Genomic DNA, 20,388 nt, shown 5'->3' with positions numbered 1-20,388 from the left:
TCTGTCCGGCGGATATCGTCCGTACCCTGGATTTCTCGACGGTAAAATCGCCGGATTCGGTCAGGAGGGCACGGTGAGCGCAGGATTCGTCCCCCCTTCGGGGGCGCAGAGATCGGCCACCCGCGCGGGCCTCGACGAGCTGGATCTGGCCATCGTGCACGCGCTCCAGATCCAGCCACGGGCCCCGTGGACGCTGGTCGGCGAGGTGCTGGAGATCGATCCGGTCACGGCGGCGCGGCGCTGGACGAGGCTGCGGGACTCGGGGGCGGCCTGGGTCGACGGCTATCTCTCGCCAGCCCACGACACGCTGGTGCGGGCCCAGTTGGAGGTCACGGCGGACGGCTCGCGGATCGCCGACGTGGCCACCACGCTGAGCAACGACCCGCCGGTGCTGAGCCTCAAGCAGACCTCGGGCACCAGGGACCTGCTGGCCATCGTCTGGGCGCCGGACCTGGACTGGCTCGCGGAGTACGTGACGGAGCGGGTCTCCCGGGTGCCGGGGGTCCGCACCACCCGGCTGCACGTGATCACGGCGGCGCCGTTCGAGGGCAGCCAGTGGCGGCTGCGGGCGCTCAGCTCCGCGCAGGTGGAACGGCTGCGGCCGGCCGAGCCGCGGGCCAGGGCCGGTTCCTCACCCGACGAGCCGCTGCGCCCGCTGGAGCGGCGGATCGGGGTGGCGCTCGGCTCGGACGGCCGGATGCCGCTCGCCGAGCTGGCCAGGGTGGTGGGGAGCAGCGTGGCGACCACCAGGCGCGGCCTCGGCCGGCTGCTGCGCGACGGCCTGCTGTCGCTGCGCTGCAACCTGGCCAGGCCGCTCACCGGGTGGCCGGTGTCCGCCGTCTACTTCGCCTCGGTGCCGGCGGAACACCTCGACGCCACGGCCGCCGCGCTGCGCACCCTGCCGGAACTGCGGCTGTGCACCATGACGGCCGGCCCGCAGAACATGATCCTCGACGTGTGGCTCCGCACCCTGCACGACGTGCACGGCCTCGAAGCCCACCTCGCCCGCGAACTCGGCCACCTGCGGGTGCGGATCACGGACCGCGCCGTCGTGCTGCGCACCTACAAACATGTGGGGCGCGTGCTCGATCGGCGCGGTCACAGCGTGCGGGCGGTGCCCACGGACCTGTGGGACTGACCGCCCAGGCCCTAGCCGGCGGGCTCCGCCGCCACCTCCTGCTCGACGGCCACCGGGGAGGCCGGCGCCGCCACGGGGGCGCGGACGGTCGACCGCAGGGCCGCCGCGTAGGCGTCGTCCGGGTCGAGCCGGCGCAGTTCCTCGGCGATCAGGTCGGCGGTGCTCCGCACCTTGAGCGCGACGGTGCGGGTGGGCTGGCCGGGGATGGCGAGCCTGGCCACCGCGCCCTCCGGCCGGTCGATGTGGATCTCGCCGCCGGCGGTGCGCAGCCGCACGCCGGTGACCACCGGTCCTTCCGAGACCGCCTGCTCCACCGGCACCCCGAGCCGCGCGGTGAACCAGCGGGCCAGCAGTTCGGCGCTCGGGTTGTCCGCCTCGCTCTCCACCACGGCCGAGGTGACCTCGATACGGGCCTGGTCGAGCGCGGCCGCCAGCATGGAGCGCCACGGGGTGAGCCGGGTCCACGCCAGGTCGGTGTCGCCAGGCGCGTAGGAGGCGGCGCGCGCTGCCAGCTCCCGCAGCGGCTGCTCGACGGCGTACGAGTCGGTGATCCGGCGCTGCGCGAGCGCGCCGAGCCGGTCACCCGCCGGGTCGGCGGGCGCCTCCACCGGCCACCAGACCACGACCGGGGCGTCCGGCAGCAGCAGCGGCAGCACCACCGAGTCGGGGTGCTCGGCCAGTTCGCCGCGGAGCCGGAGCAGCACCGTCTCGCCGTTGCCCGCGTCGCCGCCGACCCGCACCTCGGCGTCGAGGCGGGACTCGGTGCGCCGGGCGGCGGCCCGCGCTGGACGGCGGATGATCACCAGGATCCGGCTCGGGTGTTCCCGGGCCGCGTCCCTGGCCGCCTTGAGGGAGTCGTGCGCGTTCTCCTCGTCGGTGACGATGACCAGGGTCAGCACCATCCCGACCGCCGGGCTGCCGGCCGCCCGCCTGGCCTCGACGAGCGCCGCGTTGATCCTGCTCGATGTGGTGCCGGTCAGTTCGACACTCATGGCCGCCGCCAGCTCCTTCCTTCTTGTGCGAGCATCCGGTCCGCCTCGGCCGGGCCCCAGGTGCCCGCCGCGTAGGGCGCGGGCCTCCCGTGCCGGTCCCAGTAGTCCTCGACCGGGTCCAGGATCCGCCAGGACTCCTCGACCTCCTGGTGGCGGGGGAAGAGGTTGGCGTCGCCGAGGAGCACGTCGAGCAGCAGTCGCTCGTACGCCTCGGGGCTGGACTCGGTGAAGGACTCGCCGTAGGCGAAGTCCATGGTCACGTCGCGGATCTCCATCTGGGTGCCAGGCACCTTGGAGCCGAACCTGACCGTGATGCCCTCGTCCGGCTGGACCCGGATCACCAGGGCGTTCTGCCCCAGCTCCTGGGTGTCGGTGGTGTCGAACGGCGAGTGCGGGGCGCGCTGGAAGACCACCGCGATCTCCGTGACCCGGCGGCCGAGCCGCTTCCCGGTGCGCAGGTAGAACGGCACGCCGGCCCACCTGCGGTTGTCGATCTCCAGCTTGACGGCCGCGTAGGTGTCGGTCTTGGACTGCGGGCTGATGCCCGCCTCCTCCAGGTAGCCGAGGACCTTCTCGCCGCCCTGCCAGCCACCGGCGTACTGGCCGCGCACCGTGTGCCGGCCCAGGTCGGTGGGCAGCTTGACGGCCCGCAGGACCTTCAGCTTCTCCTCGACCAGCGCGTCCGCGTCGAAGCCCGACGGCTCCTCCATGGCGGTGAGCGCCAGCAGTTGGAGCAGGTGGTTCTGGATGACGTCCCGCGCCGAGCCGATGCCGTCGTAGTATCCGGCGCGGCCGCCGATCCCGATGTCCTCGGCCATCGTGATCTGCACGTGGTCGACGAAGCTGCGGTTCCAGATCGGTTCGAACATGGTGTTGGCGAACCGCAGCGCCAGGATGTTCTGGACCGTCTCCTTGCCGAGGTAGTGGTCGATCCTGAACACCTCGTGCGGCGCGAACACCTCGTGCACCACCGCGTTCAGCTCCCGCGCGCTGGCCAGGTCGTGGCCGAACGGCTTCTCGATCACCGCCCGCCGCCAGGAGCCCTCCGGCGCCTCGGACAGGCCGTGCCGCTTGAGCTGCCGCACCACCTGCGGGAAGAACTTCGGCGGCACCGACAGGTAGAACGCGAAGTTCCCACTGGTGCCGCGCGCCTCGTTCAGCTCCTCCACGGTCTCGCGGAGCCGCTTGAACGCCTCGTCGTCGTCGAACACGCCGGGGACGAACCGCATCCCCTGGCTCAGCTCCTCCCAGACCTCCTCACGGAAGGGGGTGCGGGCGTGCGCCTTGACGGCGTCGTGCACCTCCTGCGCGAAGTCCTCGTGCTCCCAGTCCCGGCGGGCGAAGCCCACCAGCGAGAAACCCGGCGGCAACAGGCCCCGGTTGGCGAGGTCGTAGACGGCCGGCATCAGCTTCTTGCGCGACAGGTCGCCGGTGACGCCGAAGATCACCAGGCCGGAAGGGCCGGCGATCCGCGGCAGTCGCCGGTCGGTGGCCGGGTCGTGCAGCGGATTGACCCAGCTGTCGTGGTCGGTCATCGCCGTCAGGCCCCCTTGGCGGCGAGGCGGCCGAGCGCCGCCTCGGTGGAGTCGAGCAACTCCTGCCACGCCTGCTCGAACTTGGCGACGCCCTCGTCCTCGAGCAGCTGCACCACCTCGTCGTAGGAGACGCCAAGGCCGGCCAGCGCGGCCAGGTCGGCGGCGGCCTGCTCGTAGCCGCCGGTGATGGTGTCACCGCTGACCACGCCGTGGTCCTCGGTGGCCAACAGCGTCGGCTCGGGCATCGTGTTGACGGTGCCGGGCGCCACCAGCTCGGTGACGTAGAGGGTGTCGGGGTAGGCCGGGTCCTTGACGCCGGTGGAGGCCCACAGCGGCCGCTGCGGGTTGGCGCCGGCCGCCGCGAGCGCGGACCACCGCTCGCCGGCCACGACCTCCTCGTACGCCTGGTACGCGAGGCGGGCGTTGGCCAGCGCGGCCCGGCCCTTGAGCGCCTTGGCGGCGTCGGTGCCCAGCGCGTCGAGGCGCTTGTCGATCTCGGTGTCCACCCGGGAGACGAAGAACGACGCCACCGAGTGGATCGTGGCCAGGTCGTGCCCGTTGGCCCTGGCCTTCTCCAGACCGGCCTGGTAGGCGTCCATCACCTCGCGGTAGCGCTCCAGGGAGAAGATCAGCGTGACGTTGACGCTGATGCCCTTGGCGATGACCTCGGTGATGGCGGGCAGCCCGGCCCGGGTCGCGGGAATCTTGATCAGGGCGTTGGGGCGGTCCACCAGCCAGGCCAGCTGCTCGGCCTCGGCTATGGTCGCGGCCGTGTCGTGCGCGAAGCGCGGGTCGACCTCGATGGACACCCGCCCGTCGGCGCCGCCGCTCGCCTCGAACACCGGGCGCAGCACGTCGGCCGCGTCCCGGACGTCGGCCGTGGTGATCATCCGGATCGCCTCGTCGACCGTGACCTTCCGCGCGGCCAGGTCCGCCAACTGCCCTTCATAGCCTCCCCCAGACTCCGTCTGGGAGGTGCCCCCATCACCTGAGATCGCCTTCTGGAAGATCGACGGGTTGGTGGTCACCCCGACCACGTGCCGGCTCTCGATCAGCCCAGCCAGATCCCCCGACGCGATCCGCCGGCGCGACAGGTCGTCCAGCCAGATCGCCACCCCCTCGTCGGAGAGCCGCTTGAGTGCGTCGGTCTTGGACATCTCGTCTCCTGCTGTCAGTGTTCCGTGCTTATCTCAGTGCGCGCCGGCCCTCGAAGATTCCCGAGTGCCCCGGACTAGCTTCCGTCCTCCCCTCCCCCCAGTCCAGCCGCTTCCGCCCGGCCGGGGCTCGGTCCACCGCCAACCACCGGTTGTGCCGGGGCCGTTGCGGCTTCACGGCGCCTCCGCGCCCCCGCCATTACGCGAAGGGCGAACGCGATGCCGCGGCGGCGGCGCGCCTGACGGTCGCGGCGACCTGCGAGACGTTGTCGGGGCGGAACGCGCACCAGCCGGTCAGACCGCGGTCGATCGGAGGGCGCCCCGGTGGCCGTGTCGATGGCCTGGACGCCATGCCTCGCAGGACGGCCGCGGACAGCTCCGCGTCTCAGGCACGTAAGGAACGTTCTGCGGTGGATCTGGGATCTCGCCCTGCGGAGCAGGGAGTCGCGCTGGGGCCTGCCCGGCGGATCATGTGAGCACCAGGCTGCGGCGATGGAACGTGTAGCCGACGTGCCCGAGAGTCTCGCCCAGCCTGCGGATCCGGCCCGGGCGAATGACTACGACGGCTTCGCCGAGGCGTACGCGGCGGAGAACGAGAACAGCCTCGTGACCGCGTACTACGAGCGGCCCGCGATGTTGGCCCTCGCCGGAGACGTGGCCGGCCGGCGGATCCTGGACGCCGGCTGCGGCTCAGGCCCCCTGTCCGCCGCATTACGCGACCGTGGTGCGGTCGTCACCGGTGTCGACGCCAGCGCCGGGATGCTGGCGTTGGCCAGACGGCGGCTCGGTGACGACGCGGACCTGCACGCGGTCGACCTGAGCGACCCCCTGCCGTTCGCCGACGGCGCGTTCGACGACGTGGTCGCGTCGCTGGTGCTGCACTACCTGGAGGACTGGGGGCCGACGCTGGCCGAGATGCGGCGAGTGCTCAGGCCCGGCGGCCGACTGATCGCGTCGGTGCATCACTTCCCCGACGACTTCCACGACCTGTCGACCAAAACCTGCTTCCTGTTCTTCGTCGTCGAGGTACCGCCGACGACTACGGGCTCGGACGAGTAGCCGGTCGGTGGATCATGAGCGGGCCAGAGTCGGGTCGGGGCGACGGTGCCGTGGTCTGCGGTGACCTGGAGACCGAGGGAGTTGCCGGGTACTGGGCGTGGCGGGCACTGCGGAGCGCACACGCCAGGCCGCTGAGCCGACGTGGTCCCAAGCTCTCGATATCGGGCAGCTCGGCCGGCCGGCTATCAGCGGTATGCGGTGATGGGCGCCACGGTTCCGCCCGTACGGTCCGGGCAGGGGACGCGGCCGGATCCACGGCAGGCATCGCAACCCGCGAACCCGTAGCAGGTAGAGCACCAGATCTCTCGATGCCCGACGCACCGGCCGCAGAAGCTCCGTGGTCTGCCGTCCGCCCGGCGGTCATGAGGCGGCCGGCTCGCCATCGGCCCTGGCCATGTCGTTGGCGCCGATCGCCGTATCGAGCCGACTCCGGAGATCGCACGGGCAACCGGTCAGACAGACGTCACATTCCGTGACGTGTTGGAGCCACGCCGCCCGCAGGACCTCCATGTCGGCCTCTCGAGGATGCACTGACACCTCGTCGCTCACGCCGTGCCCTCCACAACCCGCGCGCCGAAGGTGTCGAGCTTGAACTCGGCCCACACGACCTTGCCGGGACCTTCTCGGGCCGTGACGCCCCAGTCGTCGGCGAACCGCGAGACCAAGAGGAGGCCGCGGCCCCCGTCGTCGGTGTCGGTGGCGTTCCGGATACTCGGTAGGCCGTCACCGCTGTCGTGCACCTCGATGTGCAGCCGTTCGTCGTCCAGGCCGAGACGCACGAGGAGACCGCGGCCGGGAGGCGCGGCGTGCAGAGCGTTGGTGGCGAGCTCGGAGACGCAGAGCCGGATGTCCTCGGCGCGGTCCGGCAGGCCCCAGTCGGCCAGGGCCTTGGAGGTGAAGGACCGTGCCTGGCTGACCGACTCGGGCCGGGCCTCGAAGAACCGCTGGGTCGTCTTGGTCATCACGCTCCTCATGACTCGGCGTCCAGGACGCGGGTGGTGCCGGGGTGGCGGCGGCGGACGGGGCCGCTGCGGGAGACGGAGTGGTGGGCGGTGCGGGGCTTGCGGACCAGCAGCAGCCGCGAGCCGGCCGTTTCGATCCGACGCCCGCGTTCGGCGCCTATGGCCTTCGGCCCCAGGTGTGACATGGCCGGGGCGACCACGCCATAGACGTCCGGCAGCGCGAGCACGTCCAACAGCCCGGTGAACGCCGCGGAGGCGGGCTCGGAGCTCATGTCTCGGTCGGTGAAGACGCCGGACAGCCGCAGCTCGTGGCTGCGGCAGTAGTCCACCAGCGACGCGGTCAACGCCGCCTGCCGGGCGGCGGAGACCCGCACCAGCCGCAGGAAGCCGTAAACGACGGGGCCGCTGACCTGGCGATGCTCAGTGAGGAGTTCCATGGTGGGTACCGTCCAAGAGGCTCGACAACGGTGACCCTCATCAGCGTGACCGCCCGCCAACGTGCGGCCAATCACCGACCGTTCTACTTCCGTTCCACTTCCGTCCCGCCGCCCGCACGCATCTGCTTCGATGACCGGTGGAAGGGAGTGACGAGTGACGACCGTGCATCGCTGGACCGGCCTGGAGGCCAAGGCCCTGCGGCTCGCGCTGCGGTTGAGCGTGCGGGCCTTCGCCGAGCACCTCGGTCTGGCTGTCGCGACCGTCTCCAAGTGGGAGAGCAAGCTCGCCGAGACGGAGCCAAGGCCCGACACCCAGGCCATCCTTGACACCGCCCTCGGCCGGGCGGACGCCTCGGCCCACTTGCGCTTCGAGACGCTGCTCTCGGAGATGACCAGCGCCGGGCAGCACATCGGCCGGCGGCGCTTCACCGCCACTGGCCCCCGGGTGTGGGAGTACGAATCCTGGGCCGACGACCTGGACCGGGTTGTGGTGGCCCTGTCACGACAGAACTTCGCCTTCGCCGACAGCCTGCTCAGCCGGTGGCTGGACCGCTTCAAGGCCCCCGAGCTGGACGAGAGGGGCCTGTAGCTGTTCGCCCGCTCGACCGCCCTGCGCGGCGACCTCAAGCGCTACCAGGGAACCGTCGTCGGATTACTGTCGGCCCACCGCTCCTATGCCGGAGCTCGCGCTGTCTTCACCCAGCTCGGCATCCCTCGCCGGGTTGCCCAGCTCGACCTGTCCCTCGCGGTCGTCACGGAGATGTCCGGCAAACTGGAAGCCGCCGCCCGCGCCTACGAAACCCTGGCCGTCGACGACCGGCTCTCCCCCCGTGACCGTGCGAGGGCCCGATTGTGGGTGGGTACCGCGCTGAGCAAGGACGGCCAGCACGACTACGCGACCCGCGTCATGACCGCCGCGACCCGTGATTTCGAGGACCTTGCCGAACCGGACGACTGGTCGGTGGCCCACCAGAAACTCGCCCTCGCCCGCCGTGGGGCCGGAGACCTCACGGCCGCGTTCCGGTTCCTGGGCATCGCCTGTGACACGGGCACCACGGAGTCCCCGATGGAGCGGGTGCAGTTGACCACCGCTCAAGCCCACATCCTGCGCACCGACCCCGCCACCCACGACGACGGGCTACGTCTTCTCGACGAAGCCGCACACGTCGCCGCACAGTCCGGCCTCGGACATCAACTGCGTAGCATCGAGGCCATCAGACGGACCTGCGAGGGAGCCTTCAGACCCCGTACACCGCCAACCAAGGAGTAACGAGTGGCCGACGCACCACCGCGGGGAATCACCGAGGACCAGCGGCAGGCTGCCCAGCAGATCTGGGACTACCACCACATGGGGCACGAACCCCGCCCATGTGAGGCGGCCATCGCGCTGGGGTGCAACGACCTCGGCGTCAGCACCTACGCCGCCAGCCTGTACAGGACGGGGCACTTCCCCACCCTCGTTTTCACAGGTGGCAACAGTTCAGCCACACGCGGCCTGTTCCCGCGCGGCGAGGCGGTGCACTTCCGTGAGCACGCTCTCGCGCTCGGCGTTCCCGACCACGTGATGCTGCTGGAGCCGAACGCCGCCAACACCGGGCAGAACATCGCCTACGCACGCGATGCCCTCACCGCCGCTGATGTCCGACCACGCTCCGTCCTCCTGATCACCATGCCGTATATGGAACGACGAGCCTTCGCCACGTTCCGCAAGCAGTGGCCGGAGGCCGAAGTGATCTGCGCGTCCGACCCGTTGTCGTTCGACGCCTACCTCAAGGTCATGGGCGACGAGGCAGCCGTGATCGACATGATGGTCGGCGACCTGCAAAGGGTGATCGACTACCCGGCACTCGGGTTCGCCATCCCGCAACACGTCCCTCAGGACGTGCATGCGGCGTACGGATCCCTCATCCGCGACGGCTTCACCAGCTGCCTCATCAACCCCTGACCTGCCCACCCCCTGCGGACAGCGCTCCACCCATCAGCCCATGCGTTTCCGCGGCTGACGAGGCTGGCCAAGCTGTTCACGGCGGACTACTGGATCGTCCTGGACGACGCGCAGTTCACCGAGGCGACCACCAGCGCCGAGCCCGCCTTGCCACCCTCGACGCCCCGTCCCGGCCCGCCGTAGGACCGCCGGGATGCTGCGGCAGCACCATGGGGGCGGGTGGGCGGAATCCCGCACCGCACCCACCCGACCCGCCGCGCGCACCCACCACCCACCGCCGCCGAGGCCCGTCCGGCCCGAGGACGTCGCACGAGTATTGACATGGACTCACCCTCACCCCTACGGTCGAACGGGCGATATTGAATCGTTTCACCGCGGAAGAGGAGTGCCGTGCCGTTGCTCCAGTTACGCGAGGTCACCAAGTCCTTCGGGCCCGTCGCCGCGGTGCGCGGCGTGTCCTTCTCACTCCAGGCCGGCCGGGTGCACGCCCTCGTCGGCGAGAACGGTGCCGGCAAGTCGACCATCGTCAAGATGCTGGCCGGCGTGCACCAGCCCGACACCGGCGGGATCGAGCTCGACGGGCGGCCGCTCCGCCTCGGCGGACCGGCCGCGGCGCGGGACGCCGGGATCGCCGTGATCTACCAGGAACCCACCCTCTTCCCCGATCTCTCGGTCGCCGAGAACATCTTCATGGGCCGCCAGCCCACCACCCGCTTCGGCCGCGTCGACCGCGCCGCGCTGCGCGCCGCCACCACCCGGCTCTTCGAGCGGCTCGGGGTCGAGGTCGATCCCGAGCGGCAGGCCCGTGGGTTGTCCATCGCCGACCAGCAACTCGTCGAGATCGCCAAGGCGTTGTCCGTCGACGCGCGGGTCTTCGTGATGGACGAGCCCACCGCCGCGCTCTCCGGCGTCGAGGTGGAGCGGCTGTTCGCCGTGGTCCGCGGGCTCTGCCAGCGGGGCGCCGCCGTGCTGTTCATCTCGCACCGCTTCGACGAGGTCTTCTCGCTCTGCGACCACATCACCGTGCTGCGCGACGGCGGTTGGGTCTCGACCGATCCCACCGCCGACGTGACACCCGACACCGTGGTGCGCCGGATGGTCGGGCGGGACGTCGCGGCGCTGTTCCCCAAGGAGGACACCGAGCCCGGCGAGACCCTGCTGGAGGTGCGCGGCCTCGGCCGGGCCGGCGTCTTCGCGGACGTCGGCTTCTCGGTCCGCGCCGGCGAGATCGTGGCGCTCGCCGGCCTGGTGGGCGCGGGCCGCAGCGAGGTGGTGCGGGCCGTCTTCGGTGTCGACCGCTACGACGCGGGCGAGGTCAGGGTCGCCGGCCGCCGGCTGCCGCCCGGCTCGCCGGCCCGCGCGATGGCCGCGGGGATCGCGCTGGTGCCCGAGGACCGCCGCCAGCAGGGCCTGGTGATGGAGCTGTCCATCGAGCGCAACGCGACCCTCACCCGGCTGCGCCGGCTGACCAGGTTCGGCCTGCTGACCGGCGGCGGCGAGCGGCGCTCAGCGGCCGAGTGGGCCGACCGGCTCCAGGTCCGCTACGGCCGGCTCGCCGACCCGGTGGCCACGCTGTCGGGCGGCAACCAGCAGAAGGTGGTGCTGGCCAAGTGGCTGGCCACCGGGCCGCGGGTGCTGATCGTGGACGAGCCGACGCGCGGCATCGACGTCGGCACCAAGGCCGAGGTGCACCGCACCATGTCACGGCTGGCCGGCGAGGGCCTGGCCGTGCTGATGGTGTCGTCGGAGCTGCCCGAGGTGCTCGGCATGGCCGACCGGGTGCTGGTGATGCGGGAGGGGCGGATCACCGCCGAGCTGTCGCGGCGCGAGGCCACCGAGGAGTCGGTGATGTTCGCGGCCACCGGCCAGCGGGGGGTGGCTTCGTGAGCGACGCTCCCCCGCAAGCGGGAGGTACCCCCAGCGCGGCCACACGCCGCCACGTCCCCATCTCCCGCCGCCTTCGCCGCGCGGGCGGAGAAGCGAACAAGGAGGCACCGTGAGCGCGACCGACACCGCGTCCCCGGCCCGGCGGGGGCGGGCGCGGCCGCGGCCCGGCCGGGGCGGCCTCGGCCGGCTCGGCGCCGCCAGGGAGCTCGGCGTGCTGCTCGCGCTCGCCGTACTCGTGGCGGTGACGGCGGCGTCCAACTCCCGTTTCCTGTCATCGCAGTCGATCCAGGACGTGCTGCTGAGCGCCGCGATCCTGGTGGTGCTCGCGGTCGGCCAGACGCTGGTCATCGTGACCCGCAACATCGACCTGTCGGTCGGCTCGGTGCTCGGCCTCGCCGCCTTCGGCACCGGCGAGTTGCTGTCCTCGGCACCCGGCACCCCGATCCCGCTCGCGCTGCTCTTCGGTCTCGGGCTCGGCGCGCTCTGCGGCGTGGTCAACGGCGCGCTGATCGCCGCGGCCCGGGTGCCGGCCCTGGTGATCACGCTCGGCACGCTCTACGTCTTCCGCGGCGTCGACCACAGCTGGGCCGCGGGCGAGCAGATCAACGCCGCCGACATGCCGCGCGGCTTCCTCGACTTCGGCACCGCCACGCTGCTCGGCGTGCCGGTGCTCGCGCTGCTCGCCGTGGTGGTGCTCGCGGTGGTGGCCACCTATCTGCGGTCCTACCGTGGCGGCCGCGAGCTGTACGCGATCGGCTCGGAGCCGACCGCGGCCCGGCTCTCCGGGATCCCGGTCGGGCGGCGGGTGTTCGGCGCCTTCGTGGTGAGCGGGGCGCTGGCCGGGCTCGCCGGGGTGCTGCACGCGGCCAGGTTCGGCACCGTGGACGCCACGGTGGGCACCGGGATCGAACTCCAGGTGGTGGCCGCCGCCGTGGTGGGCGGCGTGGCGATCTTCGGCGGCAGCGGCTCGGCGTACGGCGCGGCCCTCGGCGCGCTGCTGCTCACCACGATCGGCAGCTCGCTCGCCGTGCTGCGGGTGGATCCGTTCTGGCAGCAGGCCGTCGTCGGCGGCCTGATCCTCGCGGCGATCGGCCTCGATCGGCTGCTGGCGGCCCGGGTGGCCGGCCGGCCGGGCAGGAGGAGGGTGCTCCATGGCGCATGACACGCTCTACGCGCGGTCCCAGGACGCGCCGACGGATCGGGGAACCGGGCGGTCCAACCGGCTGGCGGCGCTGGTCCGTTGGGAGACCGCCGTCGTGCTGGCGCTGCTGCTCGTGGTGCTGGGCGCGAGCCTGGGGGTCGACGGGTTCGCGGAGGCGCGGAACGCGAAGTTCCTGCTGCTCGACGCGGTGGCGGTGCTGCTGATCGCGCTACCGGTGACGCTGGTGGTGATCACCGGCGAGATCGACCTGTCGGTGGCCAGCACGCTGGGCCTGTGCAGCGCGGTGATGGGCCAGTTGTGGCTCTCCGGGTGGCCACTCGAGCTGGTCGTGGTGGCGGTGATCGCCCTCGGCGCGGTGCTCGGCGCGGTCAACGGGCTGTTCGTGACGGGCTTCGGGCTGCCGTCGCTGGCCGTGACCATCGGCACGCTGGCGGCCTACCGGGGGCTGGCGTTCGTGGTGTTGGGCGACCAGGCGGTGGCCGACTTCCCGACCGACTGGACGGAGGCGGCGGCCGACACGGTGGCCGGCGGTGCGCTGCCCTGGGCGATGGTGATCGCGCTGGTACTGGCCGTGGGCTTCGGGGTGACGCTCCATCTGACGCCGTTCGGCCGGCGGTTGTACGCCATCGGCAACAACGCGCAGGCCGCCGCGTTCGCCGGGATCCCGGTGGCCAGGGCCAAGTTCTGGCTGTTCGTCGCCTCGGGCGCGGTCGCCGGACTGGCCGGCGTGTACTGGACGCTGCGCTACGCCAACGCGCGGGCCGACAGCGGCGAGGGGCTCGAACTCTCGGTGGTGGCCGCGGTGTTGCTCGGCGGCGTGTCCATCTTCGGCGGCCGCGGCACGCTGCTCGGGGTGCTCGCCGGGGTGCTGCTGCTGGCGACGCTCAGGAACGCCCTCCAACTCGCCGACGTCCGGGCGGACACGCTCGACATCGTCACCGGCGCGCTGCTGATCGCCTCGGTCGTGGTGCCCAACGTCGTGGCGCTGGCCCGCGCCCGGCTTCGTCGCCGCCGGCCGGCCTGACCGCGGCCGCGAAGCGCCGCGCGGCGGAACCACCCGCGCCAGGCCCCGCGTCCCGGGGCGCCCCGCACTGTTCCCGCACGGAAGGAAGTGGTCCGATGTCCCCGCAGAGCCGACCGACCCCCATCCCGTTCCGCACCGGAGCCGCCGTTCTCGCGCTCGCCGCCCTGCTCGCCACCGCCGCCTGCTCGGGCACGACGCGCGGCGACGACCCGGCGGGGGGCGAGGGCGACCGGGCCACGGCCGAGGCCGATCCGGACGCGCCGCTGGCGGAGGGGCTGTCCGTCGCCTTCCTGCCGAAGCAGGTCAACAACCCCTACTTCACGGTGGCGGACGCGGGCGGCACGGCGGCGGTCGAGGAGTTCGCCGGCGAGTACAAGGAGGTCGGCCCCTCGGAGGCCAGCGCCTCCTCCCAGGTGAGCTACGTCAACACCCTGTCGCAGCAGGGCACCGACGTGATCGTGACGGCGGCCAACGACCCCAACGCGGTCTGCGGGGCGCTCAACGGCGCCCGCTCGGCCGGCGCGAGCGTGGTGACCTTCGACTCGGACGCGAGCCCGGAGTGCCGGGACCTGTTCGTCAACCAGGCGACGGCCGAGGGGATCGCCGAGATCCAGGTCCAGCTGATCGCCGAACAGATCGGCGGCGCCGGCCAGATCGCGATCCTGTCCGCGACCCCGAACGCCACCAACCAGAACACCTGGATCGGGCTGATGGAGGAGGAGCTGGAGAAGCCCGAGTACGCCGACATCGAGTTGGTGACCGTGGCCTACGGCAACGACGAGGACGAGAAGTCGTTCCAGGAGACCCAGGGTCTGCTGCGTTCGTACCCCGAGCTGGCCGGGATCGTCTCGCCGACCACGGTGGGCCTGGCCGCCGCGGCCCGCTACCTGTCCGGGTCCGAGTACCGCGGCGAGGTGGCGCTGACCGGGCTCGGCACGCCCAACCAGATGCGGGAGTTCGTGGCCGACGGCACCGTCGAGTCGTTCGCCCTGTGGGACCCGGCGGACCTGGGGTATCTGGCGGCCTACGCGGGCGCCGCGCTGGCCTCGGGGCAGATCACCGGGGCCGAGGGCGAGACGTTCACGGCGGGCGAGCTCGGCGAGTACGAGGTGGGCGCCGACGGGGTGGTGGTGCTCGGCCCGCCCACGGTGTTCGACGCGGGGAACATTGACGAGTTCGACTTCTGAACGCCGGCCGACCGGCGGCCGACCGCCGGACGCCGCGCCCGGTGGTCACTTCGTGAGGTTGTGGTAGAGCCGGACCGCGGTCAGGAAGAAGACCAGGAAGATCCCGGCCGCCCAGGCGAGGGAGAGCCACACGTAGTGGAAGGCCTCGCCGCCCTCGAACAGGGCGCGCAGGGCGTCGATGGTGACGCTGACGGGCTGGTTGCGGGCGAAGTGCTGCAGCCAGCTCGGCATCGTCTCGACCGGCACGAACGCCGAGCTGGCGAACACCAGGACGAAGAACGGGAGGATGCCGGCCACCTGGGCGGTCTCCGGGTCCTTGGTGAGCAGGCCGAGGGTGGCGTAGATCCAGGAGAAGGCGTAGCCGAAGACGATCGCCAGCAGCAGTCCGCAGACGATCGACGCGAACGGCGCGTGGAAGCGGAAGCCGACGGCCGAGCCGAGGCCGACCATGAGGGCCAGCGAGAACATGCTGCGGCACAGGTCGGCCACGGTGCGGCCGGCCAGCACGGCCGAGCGGGCCATGGGAAGGCTGCGGAAGCGGTCGATGATGCCGCTCTGCAGGTCCTGGGCGAGGCCGATGGCGGTGGCCATCCCGCCGATCAGCACGGCCTCCAGAAAGATGGCGGGCACCACGAAGTCCACGTACTTGCCGCCCGGGATGTGGATGGCCCCGCCGATGGCGTAGCGGAACAGCAGGAGCAGGATCGCCGGCTGGATGGCGGTGGTGACGACCAGCCGGGGGGTGCGGACGAGGCGCCGGAGGTTGCGCCCCGCGATGCCCAGGATGTCGCTGGCGACCAGCGCCGGGTTGGTGGTGGCCATCAGCCGTCGTCTCCCCGGGTCCGCCGCTCCGCGTCGTCGGGCGGCTCCGCGTCGTCAGGCGGCTCCTCAACCGAGGCGCCGGTGAAGGTGAGGAACACGTCGTCGAGCGAGGGGTGGCGCAGCGCCAGGTCCCGCAGCGGGATGCCGGCCCTGCCGAGTTCCTGCCCGGCGGTGATCAGCGCGTCCGTGCCGCCGGCGGTGGGCACGGTGACCCGTAGCGCGTCGGGCTCGGTCGTGGCGGCCGTGCCGCCGACCCTGGACAGCACCTCGGCGGCCCGGCCCAGGTCCTCGCGGTGGCTGACCCTGGCGTCCAGGACGTCGCCGCCGACCTGGGACTTCAGCTCGTCCGCGGTGCCCTGGGCGATCACCCGGCCGTAGTCGAGCACCGCGATGTGGTGGGCCAGCGACTCGGCCTCCTCCATGTACTGGGTGGTGAGCAGCACGGTGGTGTCACCGGCGACCAGTTCCCTGATGAACTGCCACAGCTGGTTGCGGGTGCGCAGGTCGAGCCCCGTGGTGGGCTCGTCGAGGAAGAGCACGGGCGGCCGGCCGACCAGGCAGGCGCCGAGGTCGAGGCGGCGGCGCATGCCGCCCGAGTAGGTGCGCACCGGGCGGTCGGCGGCCTCCTCGAGGGCGAAGGACTCCAGCACCTCCTGGGTCCGCCGGCGGCGCTCGGCGCGGCCGACGTGGTAGAGCAGCCCGACGAGGTCCAGGTTCTCGCGGCCGGTCAGCAACTCGTCGACGGCCGCGTACTGGCCGGCGAGGCCGATCCTGGTGCGGAGCAGGGCCGCGTCCCTGACGACGTCGCAGTCGGCGACGGTGGCCCGGCCCTCGTCGGGGCGCAGCAGCGTGGCGAGAACTTGCACCAGCGTCGTCTTGCCGGCGCCGTTGGGGCCGAGCAGGCCGAGCACCCGGCCGCGCTCCACCGAGATGTCGACGCCGTCCAGCGCCCGGGTGACGCCGAAGCTCTTGGTCACCCCCCGCGTCTCGATGACCGGCATGCGCTGTGCCTCCGGGTCTCGCGGGCCAGAGATCACCATTGTCGGCGCGGGTCCCGTGCCCCGCATCCGCAGGACCGGGGGTCGCCCGACCGGGCCCGGGGTCTCTAGGGTCGGGGCATGGAACTGGACGCACTGGTGGACAGGGCCGCGTCGCTGGCCGGCGGGGGCGCGGCGCGAACCGCGCTGGGTCTGGCCGGGCCCCCGGGCGCCGGCAAGTCGACGCTGGCCCAGGCGCTGCGGGAGGCGCTCGGCGACGCGGCGGCCTATGTGCCGCTTGACGGCTTCCACCTGTCCAACGCGCAGCTCGACCGTCTCGGGCTGCGCTCCCGCAAGGGCTCTGAGCCGAGCTTCGACGTGTGGGGATACGAGGCGCTGCTGCGCCGGCTGGTCGCCGAGCCGTTCCGGGACGCGTACGTGCCGGACTTCGACCGGACGCTCGACGAGCCGGTGGCGGCCCGCCACCTGGTGCCGGCGGGGGCCGCGCTGCTGGTCACCGAGGGGAACTACCTCGCCTGCGACCTGCCGGGCTGGCGGGAGGCGCGGTCCCTGATGGCCGAGCTCTGGTACGTGGACGCGGCGGCCGACCTGCGCGACGCGCGCCTGATGAGCCGGCACACGGGCTTCGGCCGGGACGAGGCGGCGGCCCGGGCCTGGATCGACGGCAACGACCGGCCCAACGCGGAGCTGGTCGAGCTCTCCAGGGACCACGCCGACCTGGTGGTGACCTCGCTGAGCCGAAGCTGACCGTTCGTCACCCGGCACGCCGGCGTACGCCGTGTGTGACGGTTTCGCAGCCAACCACGGGGCCTTTCAGGACAATTCCGCGAGTAGCGTGAATGCCAGGGTGGTGGGCCCGGCGCCCGGGCGGGTCCCGGCGGGTGGTGGGGAGGCGACGACGATGACGAACGGTCGGCGGTGGTGGCGGCGGTCGCCGTGGGCGCTCGCCGCGATGAGCGGCGTGCTGATGGCCGCGGGGGCGGGCAGCGCGGTGGCCGGGTTCCTGCCCTGGTGGCTGGCCATGCTGCTCGGCCTGCTCTCCGGCGTCGCGACGACGGTCGGCACCGCGCTGTGGGAGCGGCACGCGGCGGGCGTCGCCCGCCGGGAGGCGTGGGCGGCGGCGGTGGCCGTGGGTCCGGGTCCCGACGAGGCGGCGCACGGCAACAGCGTGCTGGCCGCGCTCAACCCGGAGCAGCGGGTGGTCGGCTTCAACCGGCTGCGGGACGGCGAGCTGCGCGGGCTGCTCGGCTGGTCGCGCGGCACGCTGTCCGACGAGCGGCCGGTCAGGCTGGTGTCCGGCGCGCCCGGCTCGGGCAAGACGCGGCTGCTGGTGGAGTGCGCCGACCGGTTGGCGGCCGGCGGCGTGGTGTGCGGCTGGGTGCGGCGCGACCGCGGGGCGGCGGCCGTGGCGGCCGCGGCGGCCTGGGGTCGTCCCGTGGTGCTGTTCGTGGACGACGCGGAGACCCGTCCCGACCTGCCCGCGCTGCTGCTCGCGCTGACGGCCGGCGACGCCGACGTGCGAGTGGTGCTGGCGGCCAGGGAGTTCGGCGAGTGGTGGGCGCGGCTCCGGGCCGGGCTGCCACGTGAGACGGCCAGGGCGCTGCCGCCGGCGGACGGCGTCGTGCTCGGCCCGTTGGTCACCACGGGTCCTGACCAGGAACAGCTGTTCGCGCAGGCCGGGCGGTACTTCGCCCGCCGGTTCGGCACGGCGCCACCGGCCGCCACGCTGGCCCCGCCGCACCAGCCGGCGCAGCTGCTGATGCTGCACGCGGCCGCGGCGGTCGCCACCCTGGGCGGCCAGCCGGGTCCGGTCACGGTGGACGCCGGCGTGCGGCAGTTGTTCGCCGACGAGGAGTCCTGGTGGGAGCGGAGCGCCGCGGCGGCCGGGCTCACGCTGTCGCGGGCCGGGCTGCGGTCGGCGATCGTGGCTGCCACGGTGCTCGGCGCGCGCGGCCTGGACGAGGCGGTGGCGCTGCTCGGCCACTTCCCCGGGCTGCCGCGCCGCAATCCGGACGCGATGCGGCGGCTGGCGGAGTGGCTGCGAGAGGTCTATCCACAGCGCGCCGACACCTGGCTCGACCCGCATCTGCCGGCCCGGCTCGTCGAGCGGTACGTCGCCGACCAGCTGGCCGCGAGCCCGCCGCTGCGGGCCGCGGTGGTCGCCGCCGCGCTGGCGCCCACCCCCTGAACGTCGGCGTCGCGCGTCACCGGTCAGCCGTCAGCGTTCATCTGCCAGGCGACATCCGGCAGATGACATTCTCCGTCATTTGTCAGCTGTCATCCGTCAGCCGTCAGTTGCCACCTGTCAGTCGTCATTCGTTGTTTCGTCAGGCCGTCAGGCCGCTTGGCCCCGAGGAGGCCGCGATGCGAACGTCCCAGGCCGGTCCCGACCGGCCGACTCGATTGCTCACCCTGCTGGCCAGGGCCGCGCACCACACGCCGAGCGCGCTGGCCACCGTGACCGCCGTCATCGGGGAGGCGCCGAGCCGGCTGCTGCCGGTGGCCGTCGCCGTGGCCCACTCGGGCGCCGGCCCGATCGACCGGGCGATAGCGGACGCGGTGCGGGAGAACCCGCTCCCCGACGAGGAGCTGAAGGCCCTCGCGGCGCTGATCCCGTACCCGACGCACGCGCTCGTGCACACCGCGGCCGCCGTGACCGGCCGAGTGCTCGCGCTGCCGGCCGACGACGACCTGTCGCGGGCCAGGCGCCTCGGCGACCACGGCGTGCGGCTGTCCGCGCTCGGCGACTGGCCGGCCGCCCTCGCCGTCGACGAGACGGCGGTGGCGCTGCTCCGCCGGCTGTTCGCCGACGGCCCGGCCGACCACGCCGCCGAGTTGGCCAGGGGGCTGAGCAACCTCGGCGTCGACCTGAACCGACTCGGCCGGTACGAGGAGGGCTTCGCCATCACCAGGGAGGCGCTCGACCTCGTCCGCGACCTGGCCACCGAGGACTTCGCCAGGCACGGCTACCACCTGGTCGACGCCCTGCGGAACCTGGGCGTCGAGCTGTCCCGCGAGGGTCACTGGGACGAGGCGCTGACGGTCGACCAGGAGGCCGTGGTCCTGGCCAGGCGCCTGGTCGAGGAGTGGTCCGAGAGCTATCTGCCCTATCTGGCCGGGGCGTTGGAGTGCACCGGGGTCGACCTGACCCACCAGGGGCGGTGGGACGAGGCGCTGGCCGTCGACGAGGAGGCGGTGGCGATCCTGCGCGAGCTGGTGGCCGGCGACCCGGACCGGCACGAGGCCCAGCTGGCCCAGGCGTTGGGGCAGCTGGGCACGGACCTGCACCGGCTCGCCAGGTACGACGAGGCGTTCGCCGTCTTCACCGAGTCGACGGCGGCCCTCCGCCGGCTGGCCGCGGAGAACCCGGCGGCCCACGAGGCGGAACTGCCGCGGATGCTCGTCAAGCTGGGGTCCACGCTGACCGAGGTCGGCCGGCTGCACGAGGCGCTCGCCGTCGACGAGGAGGCGCTGCGCTCGCTCAGGCGCCTGGTCGGCGAGTCCGCCGATGACCTGGCGCGCCTGGAGCCGGATCTGGCCCACACCCTGTCCTGCCTGGGCACCGACCTGTCGCGTCTTGACCGGGACGCGGAGGCGATCGTCCGCGACGAGGAGGCCGTGGCGATCGGCCGCCGGCTGGTGGCGCGTGCCCCCGAGACGCACGGCCCCCAGCTCGCCAGGTCGCTGATCGGCTTCGGCGTGCGCGCCTACCGGCTGCGCCGCTGGGACGACTCGCTCGCCGCCGACCTGGAGGCCGTCGAGCTGTTCCGCGCGGCCCACCGCGCCAGCTCGGCCCACGAGCCCGAGCTCGCCCGCGCCCTCGGCAACCTGGCGGAGAGCCTGGCCCACTTCGACCGGCACGCCGAGGCGCTGACCGCCGCCGAGGAACAGGTGAGCCGCTACCGCCGCCTCCGCGCCGCCTGGCCCGGCACCTTCGACCGGACCCTGGCCAGCGCGGAGGGCGAGTTGCGGCACCGCAGGGCACGGCTGGGGCTCGACGAGCTCGACCCCGAGATCGTCCCGCCACGCCGGTCACCCGCCGTGCGGCCGGATCCGCACCAAGCTGCCTGAGACTTTTTTCTCACT

General features: G+C 72.8%; 17 protein-coding genes and 1 pseudogene. 11 read left to right on the top strand and 7 right to left on the bottom strand.

Features of this window, described 5'->3' with window-relative positions:
* Positions 1–73: 73 nt before the first annotated feature.
* Entirely contained in the window at positions 74–1,138 is a 1,065-nt protein-coding gene (locus ACYVPE_RS13540) for an Lrp/AsnC family transcriptional regulator (protein ID WP_461033782.1), read from the top strand.
* Between the two features lie 11 nt (positions 1,139–1,149).
* Here the strand turns inward: ACYVPE_RS13540 and opcA are convergent, their stop codons facing one another.
* From opcA to tal, 3 genes are read right to left on the bottom strand one after another with little or no spacing between them, the layout of a single operon-like run.
* Positions 1,150–2,130, bottom strand: coding sequence for a glucose-6-phosphate dehydrogenase assembly protein OpcA (gene opcA, locus ACYVPE_RS13535; protein WP_461033781.1), 981 nt, complete (start codon positions 2,128–2,130; stop codon positions 1,150–1,152).
* Entirely contained in the window at positions 2,127–3,665 is a 1,539-nt protein-coding gene (gene zwf, locus ACYVPE_RS13530) for a glucose-6-phosphate dehydrogenase (protein ID WP_461033780.1), read from the bottom strand. Before zwf ends, opcA begins: the two co-directional genes overlap by 4 nt.
* Before the next feature lie 5 nt (positions 3,666–3,670).
* Positions 3,671–4,822, bottom strand: a complete 1,152-nt coding sequence (tal, locus tag ACYVPE_RS13525; RefSeq protein WP_461033779.1) for a transaldolase — start codon at positions 4,820–4,822, stop codon at positions 3,671–3,673.
* A 489-nt stretch (positions 4,823–5,311) separates the two neighbouring features.
* Between tal and ACYVPE_RS13520 the strand changes: the two genes are divergently transcribed.
* A complete protein-coding gene (locus ACYVPE_RS13520) occupies positions 5,312–5,878 on the top strand; it encodes a class I SAM-dependent methyltransferase (protein WP_461033778.1) in 567 nt (188 codons plus the stop codon).
* A 545-nt stretch (positions 5,879–6,423) separates the two neighbouring features.
* On the opposite strand, the gene ACYVPE_RS13515 is transcribed toward ACYVPE_RS13520, so the two are convergent.
* Positions 6,424–6,840: an ATP-binding protein gene (locus ACYVPE_RS13515; RefSeq protein ID WP_461033777.1), complete on the bottom strand. Its 417-nt coding sequence runs from the start codon at positions 6,838–6,840 to the stop codon at positions 6,424–6,426.
* Positions 6,841–6,848: 8 nt separating this feature from the next.
* Positions 6,849–7,277, bottom strand: a complete 429-nt coding sequence (locus tag ACYVPE_RS13510) for a hypothetical protein (protein WP_461033776.1) — start codon at positions 7,275–7,277, stop codon at positions 6,849–6,851.
* 154 nt (positions 7,278–7,431) lie between these two features.
* Here ACYVPE_RS13510 and ACYVPE_RS13505 point away from each other — a divergent pair.
* The 6 genes and pseudogenes from ACYVPE_RS13505 to rhaS all read left to right on the top strand — a co-directional run bounded on the left by ACYVPE_RS13505 (position 7,432) and on the right by rhaS (position 14,482).
* Positions 7,432–8,547: pseudogene (locus tag ACYVPE_RS13505) on the top strand (helix-turn-helix domain-containing protein).
* 3 nt (positions 8,548–8,550) lie between these two features.
* On the top strand, positions 8,551–9,222 hold the full coding sequence (locus tag ACYVPE_RS13500) for a YdcF family protein (RefSeq protein ID WP_461033775.1): 672 nt from the start codon (positions 8,551–8,553) through the stop codon (positions 9,220–9,222).
* A 390-nt stretch (positions 9,223–9,612) separates the two neighbouring features.
* Positions 9,613–11,109 (top strand): sugar ABC transporter ATP-binding protein, encoded by a 1,497-nt coding sequence (locus ACYVPE_RS13495; protein ID WP_461033774.1) that lies wholly within the window; start codon positions 9,613–9,615, stop codon positions 11,107–11,109.
* 109 nt (positions 11,110–11,218) lie between these two features.
* The gene (locus tag ACYVPE_RS13490) at positions 11,219–12,271 is read left to right on the top strand and encodes an ABC transporter permease (protein WP_461033773.1); all 1,053 of its coding nucleotides are present in this window, start codon (positions 11,219–11,221) and stop codon (positions 12,269–12,271) included.
* The gene (locus ACYVPE_RS13485) at positions 12,261–13,295 is read left to right on the top strand and encodes an ABC transporter permease (RefSeq protein WP_461033772.1); all 1,035 of its coding nucleotides are present in this window, start codon (positions 12,261–12,263) and stop codon (positions 13,293–13,295) included. Before ACYVPE_RS13490 ends, ACYVPE_RS13485 begins: the two co-directional genes overlap by 11 nt.
* Positions 13,296–13,390: 95 nt before the next feature.
* The gene (rhaS, locus tag ACYVPE_RS13480; protein WP_461033771.1) at positions 13,391–14,482 is read left to right on the top strand and encodes a rhamnose ABC transporter substrate-binding protein; all 1,092 of its coding nucleotides are present in this window, start codon (positions 13,391–13,393) and stop codon (positions 14,480–14,482) included.
* 45 nt (positions 14,483–14,527) lie between these two features.
* Here the strand turns inward: rhaS and ACYVPE_RS13475 are convergent, their stop codons facing one another.
* Positions 14,528–15,304 carry an ABC transporter permease gene (locus ACYVPE_RS13475; RefSeq protein ID WP_461033770.1) on the bottom strand — a complete coding sequence of 259 codons (777 nt, stop codon included), beginning with the start codon at positions 15,302–15,304 and terminating at the stop codon, positions 14,528–14,530.
* Positions 15,304–16,305 (bottom strand): ATP-binding cassette domain-containing protein, encoded by a 1,002-nt coding sequence (locus ACYVPE_RS13470; RefSeq protein WP_461033769.1) that lies wholly within the window; start codon positions 16,303–16,305, stop codon positions 15,304–15,306. Before ACYVPE_RS13470 ends, ACYVPE_RS13475 begins: the two co-directional genes overlap by 1 nt.
* A 117-nt stretch (positions 16,306–16,422) precedes the next feature.
* Between ACYVPE_RS13470 and ACYVPE_RS13465 the strand changes: the two genes are divergently transcribed.
* The 3 genes from ACYVPE_RS13465 to ACYVPE_RS13455 all read left to right on the top strand — a co-directional run bounded on the left by ACYVPE_RS13465 (position 16,423) and on the right by ACYVPE_RS13455 (position 20,373).
* Positions 16,423–17,049, top strand: coding sequence for a nucleoside/nucleotide kinase family protein (locus ACYVPE_RS13465; RefSeq protein ID WP_461033768.1), 627 nt, complete (start codon positions 16,423–16,425; stop codon positions 17,047–17,049).
* Between the two features lie 154 nt (positions 17,050–17,203).
* On the top strand, positions 17,204–18,490 hold the full coding sequence (locus tag ACYVPE_RS13460; RefSeq protein WP_461033767.1) for a P-loop NTPase: 1,287 nt from the start codon (positions 17,204–17,206) through the stop codon (positions 18,488–18,490).
* Between the two features lie 176 nt (positions 18,491–18,666).
* Positions 18,667–20,373, top strand: coding sequence for a tetratricopeptide repeat protein (locus tag ACYVPE_RS13455; RefSeq protein WP_461033766.1), 1,707 nt, complete (start codon positions 18,667–18,669; stop codon positions 20,371–20,373).
* Positions 20,374–20,388: the final 15 nt, after the last annotated feature.

The organism is Streptomyces mayteni, from assembly GCF_054783955.1.
The sequence above is the reverse complement of the archived record's forward strand: the minus strand, read 5'-3'. Positions and strand labels throughout refer to the sequence as shown.